This is a genomic window from Luteimonas kalidii, from assembly GCF_029887935.1.
In the GTDB taxonomy this organism is placed as follows: domain Bacteria; phylum Pseudomonadota; class Gammaproteobacteria; order Xanthomonadales; family Xanthomonadaceae; genus Luteimonas; species Luteimonas kalidii.
On sequence record NZ_JARXRO010000009.1, the window covers coordinates 97462 to 118336 of the forward strand.

Consider the following 20875-nt stretch of genomic DNA (forward strand, 5'->3'; position numbering starts at 1 on the left):
AACGCACGCCCGCCGCGACGGCACCCGGGTGCGCTTCGCTTACCCGGGCTACGGATGGGTGTCGCGCCAAGTAGCCCGGATAAGGCCGAAGGCCGCATCCGGGGAGGCGGCGGACATCGGAGCAGGATCCGAGGCCGTGTCGTTCCGAACGACGGCGCGCCCTCGTGCGACGACGTCGCGACGGCACCCCGGGTGCGCTTCGCTTACCCGGGCTACGGGTCATGCGTCTGGTGCATCCAACGGCCAATGGCGCGTCGCGAGCACTTGCCTATGATGGCTGGCTCCCACGACGAGTGACCGGTCCCGATGGCCTTCGACGCCTTCGCACTGATGCTGGCGATGCTGGCCCTCGGCATGGTGTTCGCGCGGCTGCGCGTGCTGCCTGGCAACGCGGCCGAGACACTGAACCGGGTGGTGCTGTATGTGTGCCTGCCTGCGGCGATCCTGATCCACGTGCCGCGGCTGCGCTTCGATCTCTCGCTGCTGGGTCTGGTCCTGGTGCCCTGGGCGCTGGCGGCGGCCACCTGGCTGGTGCTGCGGCTCCTGGCGCCCCGGCTGCAGCTGCGCCGCGACGAACACGCCGTGCTGCTGCTGTGCACGATGCTCGGCAACACCAGCTTCATCGGCTACCCGATGGTGCAGGCGCTGCTGGGCGCGCAGGCGCTGCCGTATGCGGTGGTGTACGACCAGTTCGGCACCTTCGTGATGCTGTCCACGCTGGGGCTGGTGGTGCTGGCGCGTTACGGCGGGGAACATCCGCCCACCCGGCGCGAGATCGCGCTGCGGATCGCGCGCTTCCCGCCGATGTGGGCGCTCGTGTTCGGACTGACGCTGATGCCGGAACAGCCGCCGACGTGGATCGCGTCGGCACTGGAGCGGCTGGCGGGCGTGCTGTTGCTGCTGGTGATGCTGGCGGTGGGGCTGACGATCCAGCTGCGCCTGCCGCGCGACGAGATCGCGCCGCTGGCCATCGGGCTGCTGCTCAAGCTCGCGCTGCTGCCCGCGCTCTCGCTGGCGCTGGCACTCGGCGTCGGGTTGCGGGGCGACGTGCTGCAGGTGGCGGTGCTGGAATCGGCGATGCCGCCGATGATCACCGCGGCGGCGCTGGCGATCTCGCATGGACTCGCGCCGCGCCTGGCCGCGGCCATGGTCGGCTACGGCATCGTGCTCTCGCTGGCGACGCTGCCGGCATGGACGTTCCTGCTGCAGCGGTTCGGGTAAAGATGCCCCGCGATTCATGCGCCTGACCGGTCTGAAGCGATTGCAGCGCACGCACCGGCCGGCTGCCGCGCATGCGATGGCAGGAAGCCCGGAATCTTCCACAGCAGCGTACGTGCGCGTGGGGGACGCGGCCGGGCGGATCAAGACCTGTTCCGACGCGGGGCGTATGGCGGTGAGCGGTGCGCGGTGCGCGACGCGCCAGGCATGGCTGCGCCCCGCGGATGATCGCGTACCGGCTACGCACGTCATCCGCGACAGGATTCATCCCGGGTGCGCTGCGCTTACCCGGGCTACAACGGTCCCCGGTTCGTCGTCGCACCGGCAAGACCAAGGTCGCCGCCGGGTCTCCGGGCGCAACCCGTCGCGGGCCGGGTCCCTCCCTGACTGCGTCCCGAGGGCGGCTGCGCCGGGCGGGAGGGATGATCTGCGTCCCTGCGCAAGGCAAGGACACGCGGGTAAAGTCCGAACGACCAGCACCATTGCCGTGGCGCGGCATGACCGCAATGATCGCGTAGGCGGTCGCCGCGTGCTCCGCAAGCCGAGCCACGCTGCGATCGGCAGGGCTTTGCGGCGAAATCAAGGAGGAGGCATCCGCCTGCAGGCGGATGCCGGGGGCGTCGCCGCGGAGACCTGCCGGTCGCGGCGGGGCCCCTCAGATCGCACCGGTGGGAAGCCGCGCGTCGAAATGAGCAGTAGGCAGCAGCCCCGATGCCGATGCCGATGCCGATGCCGATGCCGGACAGGATCGGGCAAAAAAAAGCCCCGCCGAAGCGAGGCTTTCTCATATTGCGATGGAACGCGGGATCAGAAGCGGTACTGCGCCGACACGCCGTAGAGGTTGGCGCTGCCGTCGTAGGGACCGGCGATGCGCGAACCGCTGGATGTGATGGCGACCTTCGGGTCGTCCGGCTTGATGTGGGTGAAGCCGAAGTTGACGTCGAGCGTCTCGTTCACCATCCAGGTCGCGCCGACCGAATACCAGCGACGGTCGTCGTCGGGCAGGCGCGGGGTGCGGTGCACCAGGCTGGTCGGGGTCTGGTCGTCGGCGATGCCGCCACGCAGCGTCCAGCTGTCGTTGAGCTTGTACTCGGCGCCGATCGACACGAAGCTGGTGTCGTCCCACTCGAACGGCTCGACCGCATCCGGATCGGGATTGTCGAAGTCGATCCGCACCTCGCGCAGCGAGGACCAGCCGGTTTCGGCCCAGCTCGCCGACAGCGCGAAGCGCTCGTTGAGCTGCCAAGTGGCGCCGAGCGAGAGGATCGACGGCGTGGTCAGGTTGGCCGATACATCGCCGTCCTGGAACCACCCGGGGCGCAACGCGCCAAACACGGCCTGTGCACTACCCGGCACGGTCCAGTCAGCAGTGCCGGACAACTCGTAGTCGATTTCGGAGCGGTAGCTCACGCCGATCGCGACATTGTCGGTCGGGCGGAAGTGCGCGCCGACCAGCCAGCCGAGGCCGTTGTCGTCGCCCTGCACTTCAATGAAGCCATCGGCGCTCTGCGGCGCGAAGCCCGGAACACCGCCGACCGCGATCTGGGTGCCGAAGTCGACCGAACGCGACAGCGTCACGTCCGCGCGCGAGACGATCGCGCCGATGCCGACCGAGAAGCGGTCGGTGATGTCGAGCGCGCCCGACAGCGTCAGGTCGACGATCTGCACGTCGGAGGTGTGGGCGAAGTAGCGGCCGACCCAGCCGTCCTCGTATTCGGTCTTCAGGCCGAACGGCGCGCTGACCATGGCGCCGAAGGCGAGGCCGTTGTCGAGCTTGCGGATGTAGGACATCGCCGGGACGGGCGTGATGTCGCCAGCGTCGCCGCCGTTGCCGCCGGTCATCGGACGGCCGAAGGCGTCGGTCGCGGTGCCTTCGAATTCGTAGCTCAGATCGATCGCGGTGACGTCGATCTGGAAGGTGTTGCCTTCGAACTGGGTCATCACCGCCGGGTTGTTGGCGACGACCGAGGAATCGCCGGTCTTGGCGGCGGTGCCGGCGAAGGCACTGCCCATCGACTTGACGCTGTTTTCCTTCAGCTGGAAGCCGGCGGCGTGGGCATTGGAGGCGAAGGCCATCGCGCCGGCAATGCCGAGCGCCAGGACGGTGACGTGGGGAAACTTGCGCATTGCGGGGGTTCTCTCCGGTGACGGGATGTGCCGCGCCGCAGTGCAGGTGCGGGCCACCGGCCCGCCTTCGCCGCCGGAACTCTCCCTCCCGACCCACGACGCGGCGCGCACTATACCGTACCGGTGCGTGTGGTGGATGTGCGCTCCGGCACGCGATGCGCCACGCGCAGGCGTGCCGCGGCGCGCGAGCGTGTAAGGTCGCGCCATGTTCGTGTCGGTTCCCACCCGCTCCGGGGCCTCGCTGCGCTGGGCGACGCCGCTGCTGGCCGCGCTGCTGTGGGCGGCGTTCCTGTGGGCGCTCTCGCGCCCGGACGCGCTCCAGCGCACCCTGCTGCTGGAATGGGGCGCACTGGCCGGCGGCGCGCCCGGAGAGGGGCCGTGGGACACCTGGAGCGATCCGCAACAGTGGCTGCGCCTGCTCAGCGCCCTGTTCCTGCACGCGGACTGGGCGCACCTGCTGGGCAACCTGGTGTTCCTGCTGATCTTCGGCCTGCCCGCCGAGCGGGTGATGGGGCCCTGGCGGTTCCTGGCCCTGTTCTTCCTGGGCGGCGCGCTGGCCAACCTGTTCGCGGTGCTGGTGATCGGCGCGCCGGACCGGCTGATCATCGGCGCCAGCGGCGCGGTCTCGGCGCTGATCGGCGCCTACCTGGCGCTGTTCCCGCGGGCGCGGCTGGGGGTGGTGGTGCCGCTGGGGCTGTTCCTGGAATTCGTGCGCGCACCGGCCTCGCTGCTGATCGGGGTGTGGGCGGCGCTGCAGATCGTGTTCGCCTACATCGGCCCGGCGTTCGGCGCGGTGGCCTGGGCCGCGCACGCGGCCGGCTTCCTGTTCGGGATCGTGTTCGCGATCGCCTCGCGCGGTGCGATCGCGCGCCGGCTGCGGCGCTTGAAAGGCTATTGAGCGCACCCATTTCGCGCCGGCCCTTCCACGCCCGCGCCTATACCCCGCCCATGTCGAAGACGCTCTACAAGGTCACCTTCCTCAACCACGGCAAGGTCTACGAACTGTACGCACGACGCGTGGACAGCGGCCGCCTGTGGGGCTTCGTCGAGGTCGCCGAGCTGGTGTTCGACGTGCACGACGGGCTCGTGGTCGACCCGACCGAGGAGCGCCTGCGCGACGAGTTCGGCGGCACCCGGGCCCTGCACCTGCCGATGCAGGCGATCGTGCGGGTGGAGGAAGTGGAGAAGAAGGGCCAGTCGGCGATCCGCGACGCGGTCTCGGGCGAGAAGGTGGTCACGCCCTTCCCGCTGCCGGCCAAGCCGCGCTGAGCGCGATGTCGCTGCAGGCGATCGCGCTGGTCGGGCTGGGTGGTGCGGCCGGCTCGATCGCGCGCTACCTGCTGGCGGGCTGGACCATGGCCGCGGCCGGGCCGCAGAAGTTTCCGCTCGGCACGTTCGCGGTGAACATCGCCGGCTGCCTGGTCGCCGGGCTGCTCGCGGGCCTCGCCGAGCGACACCCGGGCTGGCTCTCGCCGGACCTGCGCCTGCTGCTGTTCGTGGGCCTGCTCGGAGGTTTCACCACGTTCTCGGCCTTCGGCCTGGAGACCGCGCACCTGCTGCGCCGCGGCGACGGGCTGCTGGCTGCCGGTTACGCGGGCGGCAGCGTGGTCCTGGGCATCGCGGCGGTCTGGCTGGGCCTGCGGCTGGCCGGTCCGCCGTAGAAAGCCGGGGCTGCACGGCGCACGGCCGGGATGCCGTGCCGCCGACCGAATCCCATCAGGCTGGATCGGGGATAGCCCGGGTGCGGTGGGGCACATCTGTCCATGGCGTCTGTCGATGGCGTCTGCATGCGCGCGCCGGGCCGGGCCGATCTCAGTGCGGGTGGCTGCCGCGGCGCGATCGCGGCCCCGGCCCGCGTTATGGCGTCACGGGCTCGGCCGCTTGCTTGGACTCGGACGCCTGCGCAGGCCCGACGGACGCATCCGGCTCCGGGCTGGCGGCCGGGTCCGCCGCGTCACCGGCCTCCGATGGCCCGGCCGGATTGGCGGCGTCGGCCGGATCGGTCGTTTCGGTCGTTTCGGTCGGACCGGCATCTTCGGTCGATTCCGTCGCTCCGGTCGGCTCCGCTAGTTCGGCCGGTTCGGGTCCGGCCGGCTCGGGTTCGGCGGATTCGGGTTCGGAGGGTTCGGAAGGTTCGGCGGGGGTGTCTGGCGCGCCCGCTTCCGGTGCGGCGCCCGCCGCAGGCGCGGGCCGGGTCACCGCCGCAGCGGCCTGCCGGCTAGCGACCGAGCCGGGTGCCTTGAGCTCGGCCAGCGCAGCCGTGATCGGCCCGTCGCCCTCGAGCACGTCGCCGGCGTTCGCGCCTTCTTCTTCCTCGTCGCCGCGCAGGTGGCCCGGCAGGGTCGCCTCGGTGTAGCCGGGCACGGTCGTGGCCGCCGAGGCCTCGCGCGTCTCCGGGGTCAGCACCACGTCCGGATCGATGCCGCGGGCCTGGATCGAACGCCCGCTGGGCGTGAAGTAGCGCGCGGTGGTGAGCTTGACCGCATCGCCGTTGCCCAGCGGCATCACCGTCTGCACCGAGCCCTTGCCGAAGCTGCGGCTGCCGACGATGCGCGCGCGGCGGTTGTCGTGCAGGGCGCCGGCCAGCACTTCCGAGGCGCTGGCCGAGCCGGCGTCGATGATCACCACCACCGGCGCGCCGGCCAGCAGGTCGCCGGCGGTGGCGCTGAACTCGGTGTCGTTGACCGGGTTGCGGCCCCGGGTGCTGACGATGCGACCGCGCTCGAGCAGGTCGTCGGCCACCCGCACGGCCGAGGTCAGCAGGCCGCCGGGATTGCTGCGCAGGTCGATCACCAGGCCCTTGAGCCGGCCGCCGGCCTCGCCCTTGAGCCGCTCGACGGTGCGGGTGAAGTCCTCGCCGGTCTCGACCTGGAACTGGCTGATGCGCACGTAGCCGTAGCCCGGTTCGAGCATCCGGCCGCGCACGCTGGCGACGCGGATGGTCTCGCGGTTGACGGTGATCTCCAGCGGCTCGGTCTCGCCCTCGCGCAGCACGGTGAGCACCGCGCGCGTGCCCGGCGCGCCGCGCAGCGGTCCGTGGCCCTCGGCATCGGCCGGCGTCAGCGGCTTGCCGTCGACCGCGACGATGGTGTCGCCGGAGCGGATGCCGGCCTTGGCCGCGGGGGTGTCGTCGATCGGGGCGATCACCCGCACCTTGCCGTCGGGCAGTTGCAGCACCTCGACCCCGATGCCGTCGTAGGCGCCGGTGGTGCCCTCGTCGAAGGCCTCGGCCGCGCGCTGCTCCAGGTAGGCGCTGTGCGGATCGAGGTCGAGCAGCAGGCCGCGGATGGCGGCGCTCATCAGCTTGCGGTCGTCGACCGGATCCACGTAGCCCTGGCGGATCGCGTTGAACAGTCCGACGTAGCGGCGGATTTCCTCCAGCGGGACCTTGGTCGCGGCGCTCTCGGTCGCGTCGGGGTCGTCGCTGGCGGGGACCGGGACGTCGGCCTCCGGCGCGGCATCTTCGGGCATGTCGGCGCCGGGCGGTCGGGCGTCGTCGGTGGCCGGGGCCAGTTCCGGCGGGGCGGGCGACGGTTCCGCGGCGCCGTCGTCCGGGGCCGGCGTCGGCGGGCTGGCGGGCGGCGTGTCGTCCTGCGGCGGGGTCGGCTCCGGGGTGCGCGGCGCGGGCGCCGCCGGGTCGCGGGCGTCCTGCGGACGCGTGTCGTCGGCCGGCGTCGACGCAGGCGGGTCCTGCGTTTCGGACGCCCCCTGGCCGGACGCGGGCCGGGGCGCCTGCGTGTCCGGCGCCGGCTGCGCCCCCTGGGCGGACGCGGGCAGGGACGCCAGCGCCAGCGGCAGCAGGGCGGCAAGCAACGGCAACGGGCGGACGGGCATGCAGGACTCCGGGGGAACGACGACGTCGGGGCCGCGCCGGGCGCGGATTCGCCCGATTATGCGGGCGCGTCCGGGAGTTTCGTGAAGCCGGACTGGCTGCGCGCGGACGGGGCTGCCTCGGGCGTCCATCCTGTCGAAGGCGGTCACCCACGCCATGGGCCTCCCACGACGCCTTCCGGCGGCCGCGATGCGCCGGCGGCCCGGCGACACGGTCCACCCCAGACGCGATGCGAGGCTCCTTCCCGCCTTTCCTGTCGGAAGACGGCCCTGCGCATCGCTCACCACTCATTGCTCACCGTCGGGTTCGAATCGCCACGATCGCCCGGCGCGGCGCGCCGCTCAGCGCTTCTGCAGAAAGCCCGTGGGATTCACCGGCTGGCCATTGCGACGCAGCTCGAAGTACAGCGCCGGCTGGCCCTGGCCGCCGGAGTTGCCGACGGTGGCGACCGCGTCGCCGCGGCGGACCGCGGCGCCGGCGTCCTTGAGCAGCGCGTCGCAGTGCGCGTACAGGCTCATCGCGCCGTTGCCGTGGTCGACGATCAGGATCATGCCGTAGCCGGTCATCCATTCGGCGAACACCACCGTGCCGTCGGCGACCGCACGCACCGGCGAGCCGGCCGCGGCGCCGATCAGCACGCCCTGGCTGCTGCGGCCATCGGGCATGCGGCCGCCGAAGCCGGCCAGCAGGGCGCCCGACAGCGGCCAGCCCAGGCCACCGACCTGGATCGGTGCCGCGCGCGCGACCTGGGCGGGAGCGCGGCGCGCCGGGTTGCCGCCGCCGGGCGACGCCTGCCGCCGGGCCTCCCGCGCCGCGGCCGCCTTGCGTTCGGCCTCGGCCTTCGCCGCGGCGGCGCGCAGGCGCGCCAGCAGGCGCTCCAGCGATTTCGCATCACGGCCCAGCGCCTGCTCGCGCGCACTGCGGTCGCGGTAGCGCTTGTCGAGCGTCGCCACGGCCTGCGCGCGTTCGCTGCGGTCGCGCTCCAGCGCGGCCACCTGGGCACGCTGGTCCTCGCGCGCGCGCTCGAGCGCCTCGCTGCGATCGGCGATCTCGCGTTCGAGCGACTCGAGCCCGGCCAGTTCCTCGTGCAACGCGGCGATACGTTCGGCGCGCTGCCGCTGCAGGTAGCGGTGGTAGGTCAGCGCGCGGCTGGCGTCGGCCACCTGGTCCTGGGCCAGCAGCAGCTTGAGCGGCGCGGCGTCGCCGGCGGTGTAGCTGGCGCGCAGCAGCGCGTGCAATTCCTCGCGCTGGGCGCCCATGCGCGTGCGCAGTGCATCGCGGGTGCTCGCGAGCTCCGCCAGCGCGGCCTGCTGCCGCGCGAGTTCGGATTCGGTCTGTTGCAGCGCGCGCGCGCTGCTTGCCACCTGCTCGTCGGCCGCGCGCAGCTGGCGCGCGGCGTCGCCGCGCCGGCCCTCGAGCCGGCGGCGTTCGCTGGCGACGTCGCGCAGTTCCTTGCGCACGCGGTCCAGGCGCTGCTCGGTCTCGCCGCCGGACTGCCAGGCCCACGCCGGCGCCGCGATGCACGCGGCGGCCAGCAGCCCCGCCGCCAGGGCCCGCCGCGCGCGGGCCGCGTGGGTCATTCCTTGGCGACCAGCAGGCTGGCGCCGGTCATCTCGGCAGGCTGCGCGACGCCGAGCAGGTCGAGGATGGTCGGCGCGAGGTCGCGCAGCGCGCCGCCGCGACGCAGGCTGGCGTCGCGAGAGCCGACGTAGACCAGGTCCACCGGGCCGACGGTATGCGAGGTGTGCGGTTCGCCGGTCTCGGGGTCGCGCATCATTTCGCAGTTGCCGTGGTCGGCGGTCACCAGCAGTTCGCCGCCTTTCGCGCGCACTGCGGCGATGATCTCGCCTACGGCGCGATCCACCGTCTCCACCGCCCTGATCGCCGCCGGCAGCACGCCGGTGTGGCCGACCATGTCCGGGTTGGCGAAATTGCAGATGATCGCGTCGAAGCGCTCGGCTTCGACCGCCTCCACCAGCCTCGCGCACACTTCCGGCGCGCTCATCTCCGGCTGCAGGTCGTAGGTGGCGACCTTCGGGCTCGGCACCAGGATCCGCTCCTCGCCGGGATACGGATCCTCCCGACCGCCACTCATGAAGAAGGTGACGTGCGCGTACTTCTCGGTTTCGGCGATGCGCAGCTGGGTCAGCCCGTTGGCGCCGAGCACTTCGCCCAGGGTGTTGGCCAGGTTGTCCGGCGCGAACGCGACCGGCGCCGGCAGGGTGGCGTCGTATTCGGTCAGGCAGACGTAGCGCGCGAGCGCCGGACGCCGCACGCCGTCGCCGAAGCCGTCGAATCCGGGCGTGAGGAACGCGGCACTGAGCTGGCGCGCACGGTCGGCGCGGAAGTTCATGAACACGATCGCGTCGCCGTCGCGGATCGGCTGCGCGCCGGCCAGCGCGGTGGGCGCGACGAACTCGTCGTTCTCGCCGCGCGCATAGGCCGCCTCCAGTGCCGACAGCGCATCGGGCGCGTCGCCCCGCGCCTCGACCACCGCGTCCCAGGCCCGGCGCACGCGCTCCCAGCGCTTGTCGCGATCCATCGCCCAGTAGCGGCCCGACACGCTGGCGATGCGCGCGTTGCCGAGCGCATCGCATTTCGCCTGCAGCGCGCGCAGGCTCGGCCCGGCCGAACGCGGCGGCATGTCGCGACCGTCGAGGAAGGCGTGCACCGCCACCCGCGGCACGCCGCGCCTGGCGGCGAGCTCGAGCATCGCGAAGATGTGCGCCTCGTGGCTGTGCACGCCGCCGGGCGAGAGCAGGCCCATCAGGTGCAGGGTGCCGCCGCTGGCGAGCGCCGCGTCGCAGGCGGCGTTCAGTTCGGCGTTGTCGAAGAAGCTGCCGTCCTCGATCGCGGCATCGATCCGCGTCAGGTCCTGGTAGACGACGCGCCCGGCGCCGATGTTCATGTGCCCGACCTCGGAATTGCCCATCTGCCCGTCCGGCAGGCCGACGAAGCGGCCTTCGGTGTGGATCAGCGTGGTCGGGTGTCCGGCCAGCAGGCGTCGCCAGTTCGGCACGTCCGCCAGGGCGATGGCGTTGTCGGCCGGATCGTCGCGATGGCCCCAGCCGTCCAGGATCAGCAGGACCACGGGGCGGGGACGGTTGGCGCGGGGAGCGGGGGAGGCAGGCACGGACGGGAGTCCCGGTGACTTTCGACCGGTGCGATTGTAGCCAAGCCGGTGCAAGCTGTTCCCCACATCATCCCGCGGCGAACCGTTGCATGGGCAACCGCTCGCCGCCAGCCCGGGAGGGTCATCGCCATGCAGCACCCCTACATCGCCCTGTCGCTCGCCTGCACCCTGCTGCTGTCCGCGGCGCCGGCGCTGGCGCAGCAGGACATCAGCAAGGTCAACGGCAGCATCGTCGCCCAGGCCGGCCGGCCCTACGGCGACGTGGACACGGTCAACGGCAGCGTCACCATCGAATCGGGCGCCAGCGTCGAGGACGCCGAGACCGTGAACGGCAGCATCCGCGGCGGCGACGACATCGCCGCCGACAGCCTGTCGACCGTCAACGGAAGCATCCGCATCGGCGAGCGCGCGCGCATCGCCAGGTCGGTCGAGACGGTGAACGGCAGCATCTTCGTCGACGCCGGCGGCGGCATCGGCGGCGATGTCCGCACGGTCAACGGTGCGATCGGCCTGGTCGATGTCGACCTGACCGGCGGTATCGAGACCGTCAGCGGCGACATCACCGTCGGCGTCGGTTCGCACGTCCGCGGCGGAATCACCATCACCAAGCCGACCTCGAACTGGTTCCCGGTGCAGCTCAACAAGCGCAAGCCGCGCGTGATCATCGGCCCCGACGCGGTGGTCGAGGGTCCGCTGAAGTTCGAACGCGAGGTGTCGCTGTTCGTGCACGAGAGCGCACGCACCGGCCCGGTCACCGGCGCCACGGCGACCCCGTACAGCGGCGCGCGCGCGCCGGCGGAGTGATCCGGCCGTCGTCCGGCGGCGCGGCGTAGCGGTGCGCGTAGAATCGGCGCACCGTTCGACCCGGAGCCACCGATGCGTCCAACCCTGATCCTGCTGTGCAGCGGCAGCCTGCTGCTGGCCGCGTGCAACCGCGCGCCCGCGCCCGAGGCCGCCGATGCGTCCGCCCCGCCCGCCGCGGAGGCCCCGGCCGCCGAGGCCCACACCTTCAAGCCGGAGATCGACGCCGACGACGTCCGCGCCCTGGTCACCACGCTGGCCTCGGACGAGTTCGAAGGCCGCGCGCCGGGCTCGGCCGGCGAGGAGAAGACGGTCGAGTACATCAAGGCCCAGTACGAGCGCATCGGCCTGGAGCCGGGCGGCGACAACGGCACCTTCTTCCAGACCGTGCCGATGGTGGAGACCACCGCCGACGAGGCGACCGTGCTGCGGCTGGAGAGCGGCGGCGCCACGCGCGATCTGGCCTTCGGCAGCGACATGGTGATCGGCACCCGCACCGGCAGGACCCAGGTCTCGGTGGCCGACAGCGAGCTGGTGTTCGTCGGCTACGGCGTGAACGCGCCGGAGCAGGACTGGAACGACTACGCCGGCGTCGACGTCAAGGGCAAGACCGTGGTGATCCTGGTCAACGACCCGGGCTTCCACGCCGGCGACGAGGGCCTGTTCGAAGGCAACCGGATGACCTACTACGGGCGCTGGACGTACAAGTTCGAGGAAGCCGCGCGCCAGGGCGCCGCCGCGGCACTGATCATCCACGACACCGAAGGTGCGTCGTACGGCTGGGACGTGGTGAAGAACTCCTGGTCGGGCGCCCAGTTCGACCTGCGCGCCGAGGACGATCCCGAGCCGCGCCTGCCGGCGCAGGGCTGGATCACCGGCGAGGTGGCGCAGCAGCTGTTCTCCGAATCCGGGCTCGACCTGAAAGAGCAGTACGCCGCCGCCAACCGCCGCGGCTTCAAGGCCGTGCCGCTGCAGGCGAAGGTCTCGTTCGACCTCGCCAGCACGGTCACGCAGAAGTCCTCGCAGAACGTGATCGGCTATCTCCCCGGCACCCGGGCCGCGGACGAGTCGGTGATCTACCTCGCGCACTGGGACCACCTGGGCAAGCACGAGGGCGAGGGCGACACGATCTACAACGGGGCGGTCGACAATGCCACCGGCGTGGCCGGGATCATCGAGATCGCGGAACGATTCAGGCAGTCCGGTGCGCCGCAGCGCTCGGTGGTGTTCCTGGCGGTGACGCTCGAGGAATCGGGCCTGCTGGGCTCGAAGTTCTACGTCGCGCAGCCGGCGTTCCCGCTCGAGAAGACCGTCGGCGTGATCAACCTCGACGCGATGAGCGTCGCCGGTCGCTCGCGCGACGTCGTGGTCACGGGCAAGGGCAACTCCGCGCTGGAGGACCTGCTGAAATCGCATGCCGACAGGCAGCAGCGCACGCTGGTCGAGGAAGGCAATCCGGCCGGCGGCTACTACTTCCGGTCCGACCACTTCAACTTCGCCAAGGCCGGCGTGCCGGCGCTGTACGCCAAGGGCGGCAGCGACCTGGTCGAAGGCGGCGCGGCCGCCGGCAAGGCGGCGGGCGACGAGTACGCCAGCCGCTACCACCAGCCGGGCGACGAGATCCACGACGGCTGGAAATTCGACGGCATCGTCGAGGACCTCGAACTGCTGTTCGCGGTCGGCCTCGAGCTGGCCGATGGCGACCAGTGGCCGAACTGGTACGACGGCAATCCGTTCAAGGCCGCGCGCGACGCGCAGCGGGCGGCGGTCGAGTAACGCCGGCCGACGCGACATGCGGTCTCCGGACACGGCGCCCACGCGGCGCCGTGTCCGTGTCCGACGCGGCTGCGCGCGACCCGCGCCTGCCATCCTGGTCTACTCTGGCGCTCCTGCCGGAGACCCGCCATGACCCTCGCCACCGCCTACTGGTGCGTGCTGATCGCCGCCCTGCTGCCCTACGTGTGGATCGCGTTCGCCAAGGGCGGCGCGCCCGGCTACAACAACCGCAATCCGCGGGCGTGGCTCGCGAAGCAGGAAGGCAACTACCGGGTCCAGCGCGCCAACGCCGCGCACCTCAACGCCTTCGAAGCGTTCGCGCCGTTCGCCGCCGGCGTGGCGCTGGCGCAACTGGCGGGCGTGGACCCGGGCCGCATCGCGCTGCTGGCGGTCGCGTTCATCGCCCTGCGCATCGCGCATGGCGTGTTCTACCTGGCCGACGTGCCGCTGCTGCGCAGCCTGGCGTGGATCGCCGGCTACGCCTGCGTGCTGGGGCTGCTCGGGCTGGCGGCGCTCAACGTCGCCTGACGCCGGCCGGATCTTCGCCGCGAGGCGTCTCGGCGATGCTGGCCTGCGGATCCTTCGACGCGTCCTGCAGTCCCTTGCGTTTCTCCCACCAGGACAGCGCGACCAGCACGAACAGCGACAGCGCGGTCGCGGTCCCGGCGACCAGGTAGTAGTCCAGGCCCGCGGCCACGCCGATCACCGCCACGGTCAGCAGCGAGGCGGCGGTGGTGATGCCGGAAATGGTTTCGCCGCCACGGCGGCTTTCGCCGAAGATGGTGCCGGCGCCGATGAAGGCCACCCCGGCGATCACGGCCTCGACCAGGCGCAGCGGATCGACCTGCATGATCGTGCTGGCCGGCGCATCGGCCTGGGCCTCGACCGTCAGCCGCCCCACCCCGACCAGCAGCGCCGAGGCGCCCGCGACCAGCATGTGGGTGCGGAAACCCGCGGGCCTGCGCTTGAGTTCCCGCTCGAATCCGATCAGCCCGCCGAGCAGCATCGCGATCGCCATGCTGGCGACCACGTCGAGTTGTTGTACGAATCCGGGTTCCATGCCCGCCAGCCTGGCGGGCGTGGCGTCATGTCGCGGTGACGAGCCGCACCCGCGCGAAGTTGCGCTTGCCCACCTGCAGCACGCCCTCGAAGCCGGGCGCGAAGGTGGTGTCGGGATCTTCGACCACCGCGCCGTCCACCTTCACCGCGCGCTCCCTGAGCTTGCGGTTGGCCTCGGAGTTGGACGGGGTGATGCCGGCCGCGGTGAGCAGCGCGGCGATGCGCAGCCCCGCCGCCGGCACCGGCACGTCCTGCAGCGGCAGCAGCGAGGTATCGCCCTGGCCGGTGACCGCGGCATGCCAGCCGGCGATCGCGGTCTCGGCTGCGCTCGCATCGTGGAACCGCGCGGCCAGCTCGCGCGCCAGGCGCAGCTTGACGTCGCGCGGGTTGAGCCCCGCGGCGACCCCGGCCTTGAGGCGTGCCGCCTCGTCGATCGAGATCCCGAAGCTCAGCAGGTCGATCCACTTCCACATCAGGTCGTCGCCGATCTTCATCGTCTTGTTGACGATGTCGATCGCCGGCTCGGCGATGCCGATGTAGTTGCCCAGCGACTTGCTCATCTTGTGCACGCCGTCCAGGCCCTCGAGCAGCGGCATGGTCAGCACCACCTGCGGCGCCTGGCCGTGCGCTTCCTGCAGGCCGCGACCCATCAGCAGGTTGAACTTCTGGTCGGTGCCGCCGAGCTCGACGTCGGCGCGCAGCGCGACCGAGTCGTAGCCCTGCACCAGCGGGTACAGGAACTCGTGGATCGCGATCGACTGCTGCGCGGCATAGCGCTTGGCGAAATCGTCGCGCTCAAGCATCCGCGCCACGGTGTGCTGGCCGGCGAGGCGGATCATGTCGGCGGCCGACATCGTGCCGAACCACTCGCTGTTGAACCGCACCTCGGTGCGCTCGCGGTCGAGCACCTTGAACACCTGGGTCTCGTAGGTACGCGCGTTCTCCAGCACGTCCTCGCGGGTGAGCGGCCTGCGGGTGGCGTTCTTTCCGGAGGGGTCGCCGATCATCCCGGTGAAGTCGCCGATCAGGAACACCACCTGGTGGCCGAGGTCCTGGAACTGCCGCATCTTGTTCAGCAGCACGGTGTGGCCCAGGTGCAGGTCGGGCGCGGTCGGGTCGAACCCGGCCTTGATCCGCAGCGGGCGGCCCTCGTCCAGGCGCGTGGCCAGTTCCTCGCGCTTGAGGATCTCGTCGGCGCCACGCGCGAGCAGCTCCAGGGCGGCCGCGGCCGCGGGGCCGGTCACGGGCGGCCCCGGCGCGTGGCACGCAGCTTCAGGGATGTGATGCCTGTCATAAGAAAGCGTAAAAGTACCGTTAACAAGTGTGCGCGCGTAAAACCCTTTGGGCAACAAGGGTTTGACGCTCCCAATTCATGTGCTTATGGTACGACGCTGACGCGCCCGTCACGCCATTCCCGGATTTTTCGCCATGACGCAGCCGCCCCAGATGTCACCGGACGTCGCCCATCACCAGGCCGTCCGGGAACACAATCTCCGGGCCGCAGCGCAGAACACCGCCGACGAACAGCATTTCGCCGATCCCGGCGACGCTGCGGCGCGCTTCCCGTTCAATGGCCGCTGGACCCGGCGCGACTGGGCGCATGCCAGCCTGTTCGCCACGCTCGGTGCGCTGGTCATCGGCCTGGTGCCGGGCTTTTCCAACGCCATGCGCGTGGCCGACCACGGGCCGGCGCTGACCACGCTGGCCCTGCCGCTGCCGCCGCTGCCCAAGGCCACGCGCGCGGCGCAGCAGCAGCGCAGCTGGGACGTGGTCGAGGTCGAATCCGGGCAGACCCTCGGTGCGATCTTCGAGGCGCGCGGCATCCCCGCCGCCACCCTGCACCGCCTGCTCGACGCCTCGGCCGACCGCCAGGCGCTGACCCGTCTGCGCCCGGGCGCCGAACTCGCCTTCGACCAGGCCGCCGACGGCCGCCTGGTGGCATTCCGCTACGACCGCAACGACACCCAGCGGGTGGAACTGTCGCTGGCCGGCGACAAGGTCGCCGAGCAGGTGATCGAACGTCCGGTCGAGGTGCGCACCGCGGTGGTCAGCGGCAAGGTCGGCAAGTCACTGTTCCATTCGGCGCGCAAGCTGGGCCTGAGCCCGTCGGTGATCAACACCCTGACCGACGAGGTGTTCAAGTACGACATCGACTTCGACCGCGACGTGACCTCCGGCGACCGCTTCAGCGTGGTGGTCGAGCAGACCTGGCGCGAGGGCGAGTTGATCCGCTCCGGTCCGGTCACCGCCGCGGTGTTCACCGCCAAAGGCAAGCCGTTCACCGCGATCCGCTTCGAGCGCGACGGCAAGGGCGAGTACTTCTCGGCCGAGGGCCGCCCGCTGAAGAAGAGCTTCATCCGCAGCCCGATCCAGTACGCGCGCCTGAGCTCGCGCTTCGGCAACCGGCGCCATCCGGTGCTGGGCACCCAGCGCATGCACAAGGGCGTGGACTACGCCGCGCGCAGCGGCACGCCGATCATGGCCGCGGGCGACGCGCGCGTGGTCTCGGCCGGCTGGCACGGCGGCTACGGCAACACCGTGGTGCTCGACCACGGCAAGGGCCACTCCACGCTGTACGCGCACATGTCGCGCACCGCCAAGCTCAAGCGCGGCCAGCGCGTCTCGCAGGGCGACGTGATCGGCTTCGTCGGCTCCACCGGCCTGTCCACCGGCCCGCACCTGCACTACGAATTCCGCGTCAACGGCGTGCACCGCAACCCGCTGCAGCACACCATGCCGCCGCCCGAGCCGCTCAACGGCACGGCGCTGGCGCAGTTCCGCGCCCAGACGGGGCCGGCGCTGGAGCGCATCCGCGAGGTCGAGGAAATCATCTACGCCACCGTGCCCGAGGCGCCGGAGAGCGACCGCCGGATCGCCGCCGCCAACACGCCGCGCGGCAAGCGCGGCTGAGCGCCAACCACGCCGGCCGCGCCGGCCACGTGCTCCGGACAGGGCCCGCTTCGGCGGGCCCTGCCGCATCCGGCTGCCGCCTCCCTGCACGACGACGCCTGCAGTGCGCGTGGGCGGCCGGCGAGGCGCACCGTAGAATCGCGCCATGCCCGACCTCTACCTCGGCCTGATCTCCGGTACCAGCGCCGACGGCATCGACGCCGCCCTGGTGCGCTTCGACGATGGCCAGGCACGGCTGGTGTTCGGCCGCACCTATCCCTGGGACCCGATGCTGCGCGCGCAGCTGGTCGCGCTCGGGCAGCAGGGCGCCTCGTTGTCGCTGGATGCGATCGCCGAACTGGACGTGCGCGTGGCGCGCGCGTTCGCCGAAGCCGCCAACCTCGCGCTTGCCGACAGCGGCACCGTGGCCGCTGACGTGCGCGCGATCGGCTCGCACGGACAGACCCTGCGCCACCGGCCGTGGGGTCCGTACCCGTTCACCCTGCAGCTCGGCGATCCGTCGACCATCGCCGAGCGCACCGGCATCGCCACGGTGGCCGACCTGCGCCGCCGCGACATCGCCGCCGGCGGCCATGGTGCGCCGCTGCTGCCGGGCCTGCACGCCGCGCTGCTGCACGCGCCGGACGAGGATCGCGCGGTGCTCAACCTCGGCGGCATCGCCAACCTGACCCTGCTGCCGGCCCGGGGCGAGGTCCGCGGCTTCGACACCGGGCCGGCCAACGCGCTGATGGACGCGTGGTGCCTGCGCCACCTCGAGCAGGACTACGACCGGTGCGGCGCCTTCGCCGCGCGCGGACGGGTCGACCACGACCTGCTCGAGCGCCTGCTCGACGACGCCTGGTTCACCCAGCCGCCGCCCAAGTCCACCGGCCGCGACCACTTCCACCTCGGCTGGGTCGAAGCGCGGCTGCGTGGAGACGAACCCGCCGCCGACGTGCAGGCCACGCTCAACGTCCTGACCGCCCGCACCGTGGCCGACGCCCTGCAGGCGACCCAGCCCGGCACCGGCCGCGTCATCGCCTGCGGGGGCGGCGTGCACAACCCGGTCCTGATGGGCGCGCTCGCCGCGGCGCTGCCAGGCGCCATCGTGGAATCCACCGCGGCGCACGGGATCGATCCGGACCACGTCGAGGCCATGGGCTTCGCCTGGCTGGCGCGGCAGACGATCCTCGGCCTGCCCGGCAACCTGCCGAGCGTGACCGGCGCCGCGGGGCCACGCGTCCTGGGCGGCATCTATCCGGCGTGATTGCCGCGCGCGGCCGTGCTTCGCGTTCTGCAATGCATGACCCGGCCACGAGGCATCGCCCCATGAACATCCGTCAGGTGCAGCCGGCCACGATCGCCCTGCTCGTCGCGGGCGCGCTGGTCCTCGCGACCGGCCTCTATACCGTCAACACCGGCCTGCAGCTCGCGGGAGGCCTGATCCTGATCGTCGGGGCCATCCTCGCGCTGGGACAGGCGAGCGGTCCGCCTCGCGACCGCTAGCGGCACGGGTGACGCGAACACTGCGCGACGCGGTCGCCGGATGGGGAACGCGCGTCAGTCCCGCGCGGCCGGCGTCACGCGACCGATCGCCGCATAGCCCGGATCGCTCGGAACCTGCTCCAGCGCGGCGATCGCCGCCTGCAGCACATCGGCCTCGCTCAGGTCCAGGCGCACCGAACCGTCGCCTTCGTAGACGTGCAGTCCCTGTTCGAGCAGGTACTGCATCGCCATCGGCAGGCTCCAGCCGCGGGCCTCGGCCACGCGCTTGATGCGATCCACCAGCACCGGGTCGGCGTCCCTGAGCACGATGTCGATCATGGCGGTGGCTCCGCGGCGGATGTCGCGGCACCATCGTCCGACAGATGCAGCCTGGGTTTCAACCAGAAGAACAGCGCCACCGCCGGCACCGCCACCGCGGTGGTGATCGCGAAGTACACCCCGTAGCCGGTCTGCTCGACGATCCCGCCGGAGACCGCACTCAGCACCTTGCCCGGCAGCATCACCAGCGAGGAGAACAGCGCGTACTGGGTGGCGGTGAAGCGCTGGTTGACCAGCGCCGAGAGGAAAGCCACCAGGGTGGTGCCCTGGAAGCCCTGGGCCAGGTTCTCGCCGGAGATCACCACGGTGAGCTTCCACACGTCTCCGTCGGCGCCGATCAGCCACAGGTAGAGCAGGTTGCTCAGCGCGCCCAGGATCACGCCCGCCAGCAGCGGCCACTTCACGCCCCAGCGCGCGACCGCGATCCCGCCCAGGAACACGCCCACGATCCCGATCCAGATGCCGTAGACCTTCGACACCGCCGCGATCTGGGTCTTGGTGAACCCCTGGTCCAGGTAGAACGGCGCCATGATCCCGCCACCGAGCGACTGGTCGGAGATCTTCGCCAGCAGGATGAACGCCAGCAGCGCCAGCGCCAGCGCGCCGCCGAAGCGGCGGAAGAAATCGGCGAAGGGTTCGACCACGCCTTCGCGCAAGCCCTGCGCCCAGGTCTCGGCCCGCACCCGCACCACGTCCGGCTCGCGCGCGATCAGCACCGCCGCCAGCGGCACCAGCATCACCAGCGCCATCACCCGGTACACCACCGGCCAGGCGACGTGGTCGGCGAGCACCAGCGCCAGCGCGCCGGTGACGATCAGCGCGATCCGGTAACCCAGCGAATAGGTCGCCACCAGCGCGCCCTGCGAGGCGTTGGGCGCGATCTCGACACGGTAGGCGTCGACCGCGATGTCGAGCGTGGCGCCGGCGAACGCGGTCATCAGCGTGATCCAGACGAACGCGGCGAGCCGGTCGGGCGTGAGCTGGGCCATCAGCAGCAGGCCGGCGGTGACCACCACCAGCGCCAGCAGCAGCCAGCCGCGACGCTGGCCGAGCCGGCCCAGCAGCGGCAGCCGCCAGCGGTCGACCAGCGGCGCCCACAGGAACTTGAGCGTGTAGGTCATGCCGGCGCTGGCGATGAGCGTGATGTTGCGCAGCTCGATGCCGTTCTCCTTCAGCCAGTACGCCAGCGTGCCGGCGACCAGCAGGAACGGCATGCCCGAGGCGAAGCCGAAGAAGAACATCGTCCACGACGCCGGCTGGGTGAAGGCGCGCCAGATCGACGGCTTGGCCGGCTTGCTCACCCGGCGTAATCCACGACGTAGGGTGCATGGTCGGAGAAGCGCGGCTGCGGGTGCACCGCGCAACCACGGATGTGCTGCGCCAGCGCGGGCGTGACCAGCTGGTAGTCGATGCGCCACCCGACGTTGTTGGCGCGCGCCGCGCCGCGGTTGCTCCACCAGGTGTATTCGACCGCATCGGGCCTGGCGACGCGAAAGCTGTCCTTCCAGCCGACGTCCGGCGCTTCGACCAGGCCGTCGCCATGGGCGTCGGCGATCATGCCGTTGAGCCAGGCGCGCTCGGGCGGCAGGCAGCCGGAGTTCTTCTGGTTGCTCGACCAGTTCTTGATGTCGTTGCGCGCGCGCACGATGTTCCAGTCGCCGCACAGCACGTAGTCGCGGCCGCTGGCCAGCCACTGGTCGAGGATCGGCCTGAGCCAGTCCATCACCTCGAACTTGAAGCCCTGGCGCAGCTCGCCCGAGGAACCGGAGGGAATGTAGAACGAGACCACGCTCAGGTTGCCGTAGCGCGCCTCGATGTAGCGGCCCTCGTCGTCGAACGGGGCCCAGCCCAGCGACGTGCGCACCTCGTCGGGTTCGCGCTTGCTGTAGATCGCCACGCCGCTGTAGCCCTTCTTGGTGATCGCGTCGCGGTAGTGGCAGTGGCCATACGGCCGGAAGCAGGCATCGCCGAGCTGGTCTTCCTGCGACTTGGTTTCCTGCAGGCAGACGATGTCGGCGTCCTGCGCCGGCAGCCAGTCGAAGAATCCCTTGCTGGCGGCGGAACGGATGCCGTTGGCGTTGAAGCTGACGATGCGCATGCGGAGGGGCGGGCGTGGGAGTCGGGCAAGCCTAGCCGAATCCGCATGGGGCCGCCCATGGCCGATACCGGCGCGTCCGCGGAGGCGCGTTGCGTCCAGGGCCAGGGGCGCGGGGCCG

At 71.6% G+C, this 20875-nt stretch carries 19 protein-coding genes; 10 read left to right on the plus strand and 9 right to left on the minus strand.

Annotated features, from left to right (window positions below):
• The first annotated feature begins 306 nt into the window (after positions 1 to 306).
• Entirely contained in the window at positions 307 to 1221 is a 915-nt protein-coding gene (locus QFW81_RS02085) for an AEC family transporter (protein ID WP_280576906.1), read from the plus strand.
• 804 nt (positions 1222 to 2025) lie between these two features.
• Here the strand turns inward: QFW81_RS02085 and QFW81_RS02090 are convergent.
• The gene (locus QFW81_RS02090; RefSeq protein ID WP_280576907.1) at positions 2026 to 3345 is read right to left on the minus strand and encodes an OmpP1/FadL family transporter; all 1320 of its coding nucleotides are present in this window, start codon (positions 3343 to 3345) and stop codon (positions 2026 to 2028) included.
• Positions 3346 to 3550: 205 nt separating this feature from the next.
• Between QFW81_RS02090 and QFW81_RS02095 the strand changes: the two genes are divergently transcribed.
• From QFW81_RS02095 to crcB, 3 genes are read left to right on the plus strand one after another with little or no spacing between them, the layout of a single operon-like run.
• Entirely contained in the window at positions 3551 to 4243 is a 693-nt protein-coding gene (locus QFW81_RS02095) for a rhomboid family intramembrane serine protease (RefSeq protein WP_280576908.1), read from the plus strand.
• 50 nt (positions 4244 to 4293) lie between these two features.
• A complete protein-coding gene (locus QFW81_RS02100) occupies positions 4294 to 4614 on the plus strand; it encodes a DUF1820 family protein (protein WP_280577042.1) in 321 nt (106 codons plus the stop codon).
• A 5-nt stretch (positions 4615 to 4619) separates the two neighbouring features.
• Positions 4620 to 5006 carry a fluoride efflux transporter CrcB gene (gene crcB / locus QFW81_RS02105; RefSeq protein WP_280576909.1) on the plus strand — a complete coding sequence of 129 codons (387 nt, stop codon included), beginning with the start codon at positions 4620 to 4622 and terminating at the stop codon, positions 5004 to 5006.
• A gap of 196 nt (positions 5007 to 5202) precedes the next feature.
• Here crcB and QFW81_RS02110 read toward each other — a convergent pair whose 3' ends face one another.
• The 3 genes from QFW81_RS02110 to gpmI form a co-directional block, all read right to left on the minus strand.
• A complete protein-coding gene (locus tag QFW81_RS02110) occupies positions 5203 to 6816 on the minus strand; it encodes a S41 family peptidase (RefSeq protein ID WP_331488022.1) in 1614 nt (537 codons plus the stop codon).
• Positions 6817 to 7518: 702 nt separating this feature from the next.
• Positions 7519 to 8757 carry a murein hydrolase activator EnvC family protein gene (locus QFW81_RS02115; RefSeq protein WP_280576910.1) on the minus strand — a complete coding sequence of 413 codons (1239 nt, stop codon included), beginning with the start codon at positions 8755 to 8757 and terminating at the stop codon, positions 7519 to 7521.
• Positions 8754 to 10268, minus strand: a complete 1515-nt coding sequence (gene gpmI / locus QFW81_RS02120; protein WP_280576911.1) for a 2,3-bisphosphoglycerate-independent phosphoglycerate mutase — start codon at positions 10266 to 10268, stop codon at positions 8754 to 8756. Before gpmI ends, QFW81_RS02115 begins: the two co-directional genes overlap by 4 nt.
• Before the next feature lie 171 nt (positions 10269 to 10439).
• Here gpmI and QFW81_RS02125 point away from each other — a divergent pair, with 171 nt between their 5' ends.
• From QFW81_RS02125 to QFW81_RS02135, 3 genes are all read left to right on the plus strand, one after another.
• Complete coding sequence (locus QFW81_RS02125; RefSeq protein ID WP_280576912.1) at positions 10440 to 11114, plus strand: DUF4097 family beta strand repeat-containing protein; 675 nt, start codon at positions 10440 to 10442, stop codon at positions 11112 to 11114.
• A 72-nt stretch (positions 11115 to 11186) separates the two neighbouring features.
• Positions 11187 to 12887 (plus strand): M28 family metallopeptidase, encoded by a 1701-nt coding sequence (locus QFW81_RS02130; RefSeq protein WP_280576913.1) that lies wholly within the window; start codon positions 11187 to 11189, stop codon positions 12885 to 12887.
• A gap of 129 nt (positions 12888 to 13016) precedes the next feature.
• On the plus strand, positions 13017 to 13415 hold the full coding sequence (locus QFW81_RS02135; RefSeq protein WP_280576914.1) for an MAPEG family protein: 399 nt from the start codon (positions 13017 to 13019) through the stop codon (positions 13413 to 13415).
• On the opposite strand, the gene QFW81_RS02140 is transcribed toward QFW81_RS02135, so the two are convergent.
• Together QFW81_RS02140 and tyrS are read right to left on the minus strand one after the other, a co-directional pair.
• Positions 13402 to 13947 (minus strand): MgtC/SapB family protein, encoded by a 546-nt coding sequence (locus tag QFW81_RS02140; protein WP_280576915.1) that lies wholly within the window; start codon positions 13945 to 13947, stop codon positions 13402 to 13404. The two genes, QFW81_RS02135 and QFW81_RS02140, sit on opposite strands and share 14 nt — an antisense overlap.
• 25 nt (positions 13948 to 13972) lie before the next feature.
• Positions 13973 to 15190 carry a tyrosine--tRNA ligase gene (gene tyrS, locus QFW81_RS02145; protein ID WP_280576916.1) on the minus strand — a complete coding sequence of 406 codons (1218 nt, stop codon included), beginning with the start codon at positions 15188 to 15190 and terminating at the stop codon, positions 13973 to 13975.
• A 184-nt stretch (positions 15191 to 15374) separates the two neighbouring features.
• On the opposite strand from tyrS, the gene QFW81_RS02150 reads away from it, so the two are divergent.
• The 3 genes from QFW81_RS02150 (at position 15375) to QFW81_RS02160 (ending at position 18341) form a co-directional block, all read left to right on the plus strand.
• The gene (locus QFW81_RS02150) at positions 15375 to 16856 is read left to right on the plus strand and encodes a M23 family metallopeptidase (RefSeq protein ID WP_280576917.1); all 1482 of its coding nucleotides are present in this window, start codon (positions 15375 to 15377) and stop codon (positions 16854 to 16856) included.
• Between the two features lie 145 nt (positions 16857 to 17001).
• Complete coding sequence (locus QFW81_RS02155; RefSeq protein ID WP_280576918.1) at positions 17002 to 18102, plus strand: anhydro-N-acetylmuramic acid kinase; 1101 nt, start codon at positions 17002 to 17004, stop codon at positions 18100 to 18102.
• A gap of 62 nt (positions 18103 to 18164) precedes the next feature.
• Positions 18165 to 18341 carry a hypothetical protein gene (locus QFW81_RS02160; RefSeq protein ID WP_280576919.1) on the plus strand — a complete coding sequence of 59 codons (177 nt, stop codon included), beginning with the start codon at positions 18165 to 18167 and terminating at the stop codon, positions 18339 to 18341.
• 54 nt (positions 18342 to 18395) lie between these two features.
• On the opposite strand, the gene QFW81_RS02165 is transcribed toward QFW81_RS02160, so the two are convergent.
• The 3 genes from QFW81_RS02165 to QFW81_RS02175 are packed head-to-tail and all read right to left on the minus strand — an operon-like array spanning position 18396 to position 20757.
• Positions 18396 to 18659 (minus strand): hypothetical protein, encoded by a 264-nt coding sequence (locus QFW81_RS02165; RefSeq protein WP_280576920.1) that lies wholly within the window; start codon positions 18657 to 18659, stop codon positions 18396 to 18398.
• The gene (locus tag QFW81_RS02170) at positions 18656 to 19960 is read right to left on the minus strand and encodes an AmpG family muropeptide MFS transporter (RefSeq protein ID WP_425603949.1); all 1305 of its coding nucleotides are present in this window, start codon (positions 19958 to 19960) and stop codon (positions 18656 to 18658) included. Before QFW81_RS02170 ends, QFW81_RS02165 begins: the two co-directional genes overlap by 4 nt.
• The gene (locus QFW81_RS02175) at positions 19957 to 20757 is read right to left on the minus strand and encodes an exodeoxyribonuclease III (protein WP_280576921.1); all 801 of its coding nucleotides are present in this window, start codon (positions 20755 to 20757) and stop codon (positions 19957 to 19959) included. Before QFW81_RS02175 ends, QFW81_RS02170 begins: the two co-directional genes overlap by 4 nt.
• Between the last annotated feature and the right edge of the window lie 118 nt (positions 20758 to 20875).